Annotated in this window: 4 protein-coding genes and 1 other RNA gene; 4 read left to right on the top strand and 1 reads right to left on the bottom strand. The window is 27.7% G+C overall.

The features are described 5' to 3' along the window. Positions 1 to 11: 11 nt before the first annotated feature. From ffs to rsmG, 4 genes are all read left to right on the top strand, one after another. Positions 12 to 106: signal recognition particle sRNA small type (gene ffs / locus ON17_RS03395), an RNA gene on the top strand. A 50-nt stretch (positions 107 to 156) separates the two neighbouring features. Continuing rightward, positions 157 to 783, top strand: coding sequence for a hypothetical protein (locus tag ON17_RS02190; protein WP_017191858.1), 627 nt, complete (start codon positions 157 to 159; stop codon positions 781 to 783). Positions 784 to 830: 47 nt separating this feature from the next. Beyond that, positions 831 to 2,687, top strand: coding sequence for a tRNA uridine-5-carboxymethylaminomethyl(34) synthesis enzyme MnmG (gene mnmG, locus ON17_RS02185; protein ID WP_017191857.1), 1,857 nt, complete (start codon positions 831 to 833; stop codon positions 2,685 to 2,687). Continuing rightward, complete coding sequence (gene rsmG / locus ON17_RS02180) at positions 2,677 to 3,294, top strand: 16S rRNA (guanine(527)-N(7))-methyltransferase RsmG (protein WP_173363078.1); 618 nt, start codon at positions 2,677 to 2,679, stop codon at positions 3,292 to 3,294. The genes mnmG and rsmG overlap by 11 nt, the downstream gene beginning before the upstream one ends. A 155-nt stretch (positions 3,295 to 3,449) precedes the next feature. Here the strand turns inward: rsmG and ON17_RS02175 are convergent, their stop codons facing one another. Next, positions 3,450 to 8,099 (bottom strand): AAA domain-containing protein, encoded by a 4,650-nt coding sequence (locus ON17_RS02175; protein ID WP_017191855.1) that lies wholly within the window; start codon positions 8,097 to 8,099, stop codon positions 3,450 to 3,452. Positions 8,100 to 8,188 lie beyond the last annotated feature (89 nt).

Raw genomic sequence — 8,188 nt, 5'->3', positions numbered from 1 at the left:
AAAAATCTTTTTAAAAATCATCATTCAATGTAAAGATAATGAATCTGGTCAGGTCTTGATTGAAGCAGCCATAAGTTTAATTTCATGTGAGTGATGATTTTTAAAAAGATTTTTTTATAATTGAAAATAAACCAATAAAAAGGAATCTATTTGATTATGAATTTATTTATAAAAAAAAACAAAATTCAGCTTTTACCTTTTGTTTTTAATTCCGTTGAAGGAAATGCTTTTCGCGAAGAAAATTGTCTTTTTAACGATCAAGAAAAAAAAATTGAGTTTTTTTATTTAAAACAAAGTAAATATAATTCCTTTTTTTTGAACATGAATCAATATGTAGTTTGGACTTATTTAAATGGTGTTTTTAGAATTTTGATTCATGAAGAATATTATGATAAATTCAACGCTTTATATCAAAAAGAAATTAATTCTTTTTATATGAAATTTATTTATGAATTGTTAAATAAACGCGCAAACATAATTACAAAAAACTTTTTGTCTTTAGGAATAGGTTTTGCCACTTCTCTTGTTTTATCTACTTTAGTTAAATTATCAATTTCAAATTTAAATGGTTATAAAGTTGTTATGTTATTCGCTTTACCGATTATTTTATTTTTAATCATTTTTATGTTTTTTATGAAAAAAAGCGATAAGAAATTCCAATTGGATAAAAAAAAATTATTTATCCAATTTATTCAAGAATCTGAAAATTTTTTAGGCAAAGAAGAATTAGAAAACATTTTAACGCAACATAGACTTTACAGACATGTTTCAGAAAACGAATAAAAATTATTTTTATGAAAAAATTTTTTAAAAAAGGAGGTTAACAGAAAATGAATTACGAAGCTATCGTTATTGGTGGCGGGCATGCCGGCGTAGAAGCCGCTTTAGCCTTATCCAAAAAACATAAAACTTTATTAATTACAGGCAATTTAGAACAAATTGCCACTCTTCCTTGTAACCCTTCTATCGGCGGACCAGCCAAAGGCGTCGTTGTAAGAGAGATTGAAGCTTTAGGCGGTATTATGGGAAAAGCAGCCGATTTATCGCAAATTCAAATGAAAATGTTAAATACTTCTAAAGGACCCGCTGTAAGAAGTTTAAGAGCTCAAATTGATAAAGTAAAATATCCTAAAGTAGTTATTCAAATATTAAAAGAAGCTGCTAATTTAACTTTATTAGAAGGTTTAGTGGAAGAATTAATTATTAAAAAACAACAAGTTAAAGGGGTTAAATTGCAAGATGGAACACTTATTTATAGTGAAGTTGTTGTTATGACGACAGGAACTTATTTATCCAGTAAAGTTTTGATGGGAAAATCAAAAATCAACTCGGGTCCTAATAATGAACCAACCACTTATGGAATTAGCAAACAATTGAAAGAACATGGTTTTGAAGTTATTCGTTTGAAAACAGGCACTCCACCTAGAATTCAAAAAGATAGCATTGATTATACTAAAGCTAAAATGCAATTTGGCGATGGCATTTTACAAACTTTCAGTTCTCCTTCAGTTATTGACGATTTAGGAGTTCAAGAACCTTGTTATTTGCTTCATACTAACGAACAAACTCACGAATTAATCGAACAAAATTTATATGAATCGGCGATGTATGATGGTCAAATAGAAGGAACGGGTCCGCGTTATTGTCCTTCTATAGAAGATAAAGTAGTGCGTTTTTGCGATAAAAAACAACATCAAATTTTTATTGAACCAGAAAGTTTAGAATCTGATGAAATGTATTTACAAGGTCTTTCTACAAGCATGCCTAAAGAAATACAACATAAAATTTTAAAAACTATTCCTGCTTTAGAAAATGCTAAAATAGTTAGATATGCTTATGCTATTGAATATGATGCGTTCAATCCTAACCAATTAAAACATACTTTAGAAACTAAAAAAATAAATAATTTATTTTTTGCTGGTCAAATCAACGGTACTAGCGGTTATGAAGAAGCTGCTTGTCAAGGTTTAATGGCTGGAATTAACGCTAGTTTAAAACTGCAAAATAAAGACGGTTTGGTTTTAAACAGAAATGAAGCTTACATTGGCGTTTTAATTGATGATTTGATCAATAAAGGAACCAAAGAACCTTATCGTTTATTGACTTCAAGAGCAGAATTTCGTTTATTATTAAGACATGATAACGCTGACTTAAGATTAACTCATTATGGTTTTGAATTAGGCTTAGTGGATGCAAAAACTTATAAAAATGTAGACAAAAAACGTCTAGAAGTAGACATGTTAAAAGAAAAATTACAAGCAACTTTTTTTGAAGTTAATGAAAAGAATTTAAATTATTTAAAAGAACATGACTCTTCTTTAATTACGGAAAAAGTGAGTTTATATAAATTATTAAAAAGAACAGAATTAAATAAAAATATTTTGAAATTTGTTTTTGATCAACAATATACACCGGAAGTTTTAGAACAAGTTGAAATTCAAGTTAAATACGAAAATTACATTTTAAAAGCCGAAAAAGAAGCTCAAAAACTTCTTCAATTAGAAACCAAAACAATTCCTATTGATATTGATTATTCAGTAATTCACAATTTATCTAAAGAAGCTAAAGAAAAATTAACAACAATTAAACCTTATAATTTAGGTCAAGCATCCAGAATTTTAGGAGTTAATCCAGTTGATATTTCTATTTTATTAGTTTTTTTACAAAGGACTCAAAATTTTGTTTAATCAAATATTAAAAGACACATTTAATTTAAACGAATTGCAATTAGAACAATTTAAAATATATTATTCTTTTTTAATAGAATACAACGAAAAAACCAATTTAACCTCTTTATCGAGTGAAAAAGATGTTTATTTAAAACATTTTTATGATTCTTTATTGATTTCTCAAAATATTGATTTGAATAAAATTGATACTTTAAGCGATTTAGGCACTGGAGCCGGTTTTCCTAGTATCCCTTTAAAAATTTTATTCCCTCATTTGAAAATTTTTTTAATTGATTCTTCTTTAAAAAAAATTAATTTCTTAAAATCATTAGTTAAAAAACTGAATTTAACTGATGTATTTTTATTTCATCAAAGGATTGAACAACACGATAAACAATATGATTTAGTGATCGCTAGAGCTTTAGGCAAATTAAAATTAATTTTAAAATTAGCTTCTCCTCTTATTAAAAAAAAGGGTTATTTTATAGCAATGAAAGGACCTAATTACGAGTCAGAATTGAAACATCTTAAAATGACGAAAATAAAATTAAAAAAAAAATTCTTTTTAGAATTACCGGAAGAATTAGGCAAAAGAGTTAATTTATTATTTCAAAAAATAAATTAACTCTTTTTATATATTAAATCTTAAAAATGTAATTCTTTTGGGGCAATTTATTGTTTATTGATGAATTATCTTCATTTGTGGGAAATATTTTTTCAACGGCGAAGAAAAGAAAAAATCCATCGTTAACTTTAAAAAGTAACGATGGATTTTATTGTTTAATCGACAAACGAATATTCATTTTTTCGAAAAACAGTTACTCGACGTTGTTCAGTGTAAATGGCTTGGTTTATATTTTCTGTTTTGGCAGGTTCAATGTCTTTTGCTTCTAAATTTTTAATTAAGTCTTTAATAACATCTTCTTTATTTAAAACAAAATTAAAAGCGAATGCGTTCCAAAATTCCCATCCATTACGTTCTAAAACTCTTTGACGGTTTAAATCATGATCATCTTGTTCGGCACTTTGTAATCTATCGCCGTGACAATCAATAGCTAAACGGTTATCATTATCCCCTTCAACCACTAAATCAATTCGGTAAGAACCGACTTTAACTTGAGGAAGAACACGGTAACCTAAATCAACTAAAATATCATAAATTTGACGTTCAAAATCTGTTTCACAAAGAGTTCTTAAATTTTTATTTTTTTTCTCTTCTTGACTAAAAGGCAAACTAAAATGTTTAATAATTCCACGTCTTAAGACGTCTTTATTGCTGAGTTGATTCTCATTCATTTCTATACTGCGGACTAAATACATACGATCACGAGCACGAGAAGCAGCAACATTGAAACGTTGATAAGCATCTTCTTTAGTCAAAGGCATTGGTTTTTTACCGTTAGGACGGAAAGACACCACTAAAGAAAGGAAAATAATATTTCTTTCTTCGCCTTGAAAAGTTCTAGCGTTTCCACATTTAATAGCATGACGTTCTAAAAGATCATTAGGTAATTCTCTTTCTAGCATATCGTAAATATAATGTTCTTGACAATCACCTTTTAAAGTAACAACCCCAATAGTTTTATCTTTCATCCTAGGATCGGCACAAATTCTTTTGATCTCATCCACAATATAACGAGCTTCTGCTTTATTAATTTCTTGTTTTTCATCTTCACAAGCTCCATCAGTTACTAAAACATCGATTAGTGGCGGATCAAGACGTTCAGATTTTTTCGGCAGACGCATTGGTTGGATTTCATTATGGTAAAATTCTCTATTAGAATATTCAATAATAGGAGAAACGGAACGGAAATGTTCTTTTAACATAATTTTTTCATGAGCGAAAACTACTTGAAATAATTCATAAATAGAAGAACCTGAGCTTAAATGTCCTTGATAACGTTTGACTTGATTTTTGAGGAAACGTTGAGATAAAATTTGTGTTTTGCTCACATCAGAAATATCATGAGGACCAACCTGTTTATCATCACCAACAATTAAAATTTTATCAGCTCTTAAAAAAGCTGCTAAAGCAGATAAATCAGATTGAGAAGCTTCATCGATAATTACTAAATCAAAATTACCTATTTGAGAAGGTAAAACTTCAGAAATTTTATCATGAGGCATAATCCAACAAGGAATAGCGTTAGATTCTAAAATATTAGTTAAAGCTTGACGTGCTTGACGTCTATGAATAGGAGCTTTTTTACCAGTTCCTTTTCCTATTTTAGCGATATGAGTGATAAAAGATTGTAAAGCTGATTCCATATCAGGAGTGCTTTTACGAGAGACTTGTAACCAAGTTTTTTTAGACACTATTTGCTTATAAACTTTTTCTAAATCAATAATTTTTTGTTTTCTCTTTGCTTCCATTTTGTTTAAATAGTCGCGAGTTTGCAAATTATCCAGATGAACTTCAAGTTGTTTTAACCACCAAATTTCATCCCAATCATTAGGTAAAAGATTATCAGAAGAAGAATTTAGAGGAGGTTTATTTCTTAAATCATCAGCCCATAAAGGAGCTCCTGATTTTTCAATCAATTCAGAAACTTTTTTAATGGTTTCAAAATTTTCTTTTAAAGTGTCTAAATTTTTGATTTCTTTTAAAAAGGAATCTGTTTCTTTTTTCAAACTTTTAACGTTTATTTCTGGATTTCCACATTTTTCTTCAATTAAATTTTGGACATTTTCAAATAATTCAGCAGAAGATATTGAAAAAACATTCTTGATTTTATTTTTCTGTTTAAAAGCGTCTCTAACATTATGAAATTCAATATTTTTTTGTAAATCGTTTTGCAATTGAGTTAATAAATCAAGCCTATTAGGAATTTGCTTTATTTCTGGAAATTTAGGTAATAATTCAGAAACTAATTTGATTATTTCTGCGTCTCTAATATCTTTTTCAATTAAATATTGATAATGATCAGACACTTTTTTCAAATGTAAAATATGTTTAGGGTTGAAAGTGCTTGGATCAGAATTATCATAGTTCACTAATTCATCACTTAATAATAAATTAGAAGCTAAACCGTTTTGCCAGATGATAATTAAATTTCTCATCTTTTTTCTTAAACAGAAATATTTTTGAACATGTTTCCAATCTTCTTTATTTTCAGGTCTGTTAGAAATAATGACAATTGAAGACAATTTTTTTTTTTCCGCTTTTTTGCCAAAACTAAATAAACCAAAAGCGCTTTTGCCTGAAGCTTTTTTATTAATAGCCTTCATAATTTCAGAATCTAATTCTAAATTAGCGAAACTAGCGACAGGTCTTGTTAAAAAATCTTGTTGTTGTGCTACTGTTTCTTGAATGTCTTTATAAAAAACGGCGAATTCTTTTAAAGGTAAGTCGTGTCTAGATTTTTTTAAAGTATTTTTAATGGAATCATGCCAAGTAAATTTTTTTTCACCATCAATTAAGGATTGGTTTAATTTTATTTGGTATTCTAGCATTTTCAGAAGGTGTTGAGCTTTTTCTAAAATTTTATCATTTTTAAATTCTAAAGAAAAAATTTTATTCTCTTTTATTTCTTTTTTTATGGAGTCGTAAGTAATAATATTTGTGTGAATTTCCATTAAATTTTCTACTAAATCTGGTTCAATTGCAGGTATTTCTATATTTAAATAAGAAATTTTTTTGCCCACTTTAAGACGAGTTTTTTTTAGTTCAGCAATATCTTCTGATTGGAATAAAGGAGCATTTGTTAATTTTAATTTATCTTTAAACCATTCAATTTTATGACGCTTTTTAACTAATGTTTTTGAAGCATCTAAAGGTTTTATAGGAGGGCGAGATTGTTCCGGCAAAAAAACAATTAAATCAAAATTACGTTGAAAAAATTCTTTAATCTTTTGTTCAATATGAGCTAATTCATTTTGAATGAAATCTATTTCTTTTTCTAAAGAGGAAATATCTTTTTCAAATTTATCTTCATCAATAGAGTTGATTTGGTCTTTAATAACTGAAACATTATGTTCCAATTGTTTTAAATCTTCTTGTTCGCTGGATAAAAAACTAACCGCTAGAGGTCGTATTTCTGGAAGTAATTTATCTCTTAAAACGTTAAGAGCGTTTTTTTTCATAGATGTGACTAAAACTCTTTTACCTAAAGTTAAATAATGAGAAAGAATATTAGCGATTGTATGGGTTTTACCAGTTCCAGGTGGTCCTTGAACTACTAATCCTTCATAAATTTCTAACTTTTGAATTATTTTAACTTGTTCTTCGTTAGAAGCCATAGTGAAAAATAAATCTTTTACAGGAACAACCTCAGGATCTTCGTTAAAAGAGTAATGAATTTCCAAGCTTCTAAATTCTGGCATTTTAATTTTTTTACGGGAATCTGATTGTTCTTCAAGAATAGATAAAATTCCTTTCGGTATATCAGGTAAATTTCTTGTAGCTACTTGAAATTGACTTTGAAAACGTTCTAAATCTTGAATTAAAAATTTATTATCACGTGGACGAATGAAAACTACCCAATTATCAGTAATTTTTAATTTTTCCGTTATTGGTAATAAAGTGCGATCATTATTCCCTTGTGGTTGATATTCCCCTTGCGGATCAAGATGAGAAGCTGCTATTTTAAGAATATAATCAAAAGTTTTAGTATTATAAGGAGAAAAAACCACATTTTTACCTTCTTGAGAAACTAATGAAGAATTTTTCCAAGCCGTTTCAATAGCGGAAACACCAGGATTTTGAATAAAAGTGTAAATATCTAACTCTAATTGAGGCTCTCTAAGAGGCATTAATTCCATAGAATTAGTTCTTTCGTTCATATGGATTTCTAAAGCGTGACTAATTAAAGGATAACGAATTTTGGATTTTTTACCATCTGAATTCCATAAAACTATTCCTACTCCTAAAACCAATTCACGATGAGAATCATCTTGATTACTTCTAAATTCTTGTTCTAATTTATATAATTTTTTATATAATTGTCTTGTTTTGCTAATGTCGGCTTCTTTTTCAGCCCAAATTTTCCAAGTATTTTGGTAATAATTGTCAAAATCAGTTTGAAGAGATTGATTTAAAGGTAAAAATTCTTTTAGAAAAACAAAATCTTTTACATTTTCTTCATTAAAATTTGTTGTTATAGGGAAACCTGATTCTTTTAGTTTTGATTTTTTGACTTTATTTTTTAAAACAGGCAAAATTCTATAATCATCAGAAATATTTAACCATAATTTTAATAAAGGATTTTTAGTTATTTGAGGAGCAACAGGAGGAGCGAAACGTTCTATTGTTATCCAAACATCTCCTTTTTTCGCTTTAGGATTCATATACACCCCTGGCAAAGCTAAGAGAGTATTCTCATGATAATACCATTCATGATTTTCGACATCAATTATAATTTTATCACGTATTTTTTTAGTTTCTTTTGTGAAATCCAATAACGACAAAAGACGTTTGTATTTTATGTTCATATAAAATTTTTTTTCTTTCTTTGAAGTTTAAGAAGAAGTGAGATGAGATGTTTAAAAACAATTTTAAATATTTGAATAAATAATAAAAT

It is taken from the genome of Poinsettia branch-inducing phytoplasma str. JR1 (assembly GCF_000309465.1).
In the GTDB taxonomy this organism is placed as follows: Bacteria; Bacillota_I; Bacilli_A; order Acholeplasmatales; family Acholeplasmataceae; genus Phytoplasma; species Phytoplasma pruni.
This window is presented reverse-complemented; position numbering and strand designations above follow the sequence as displayed.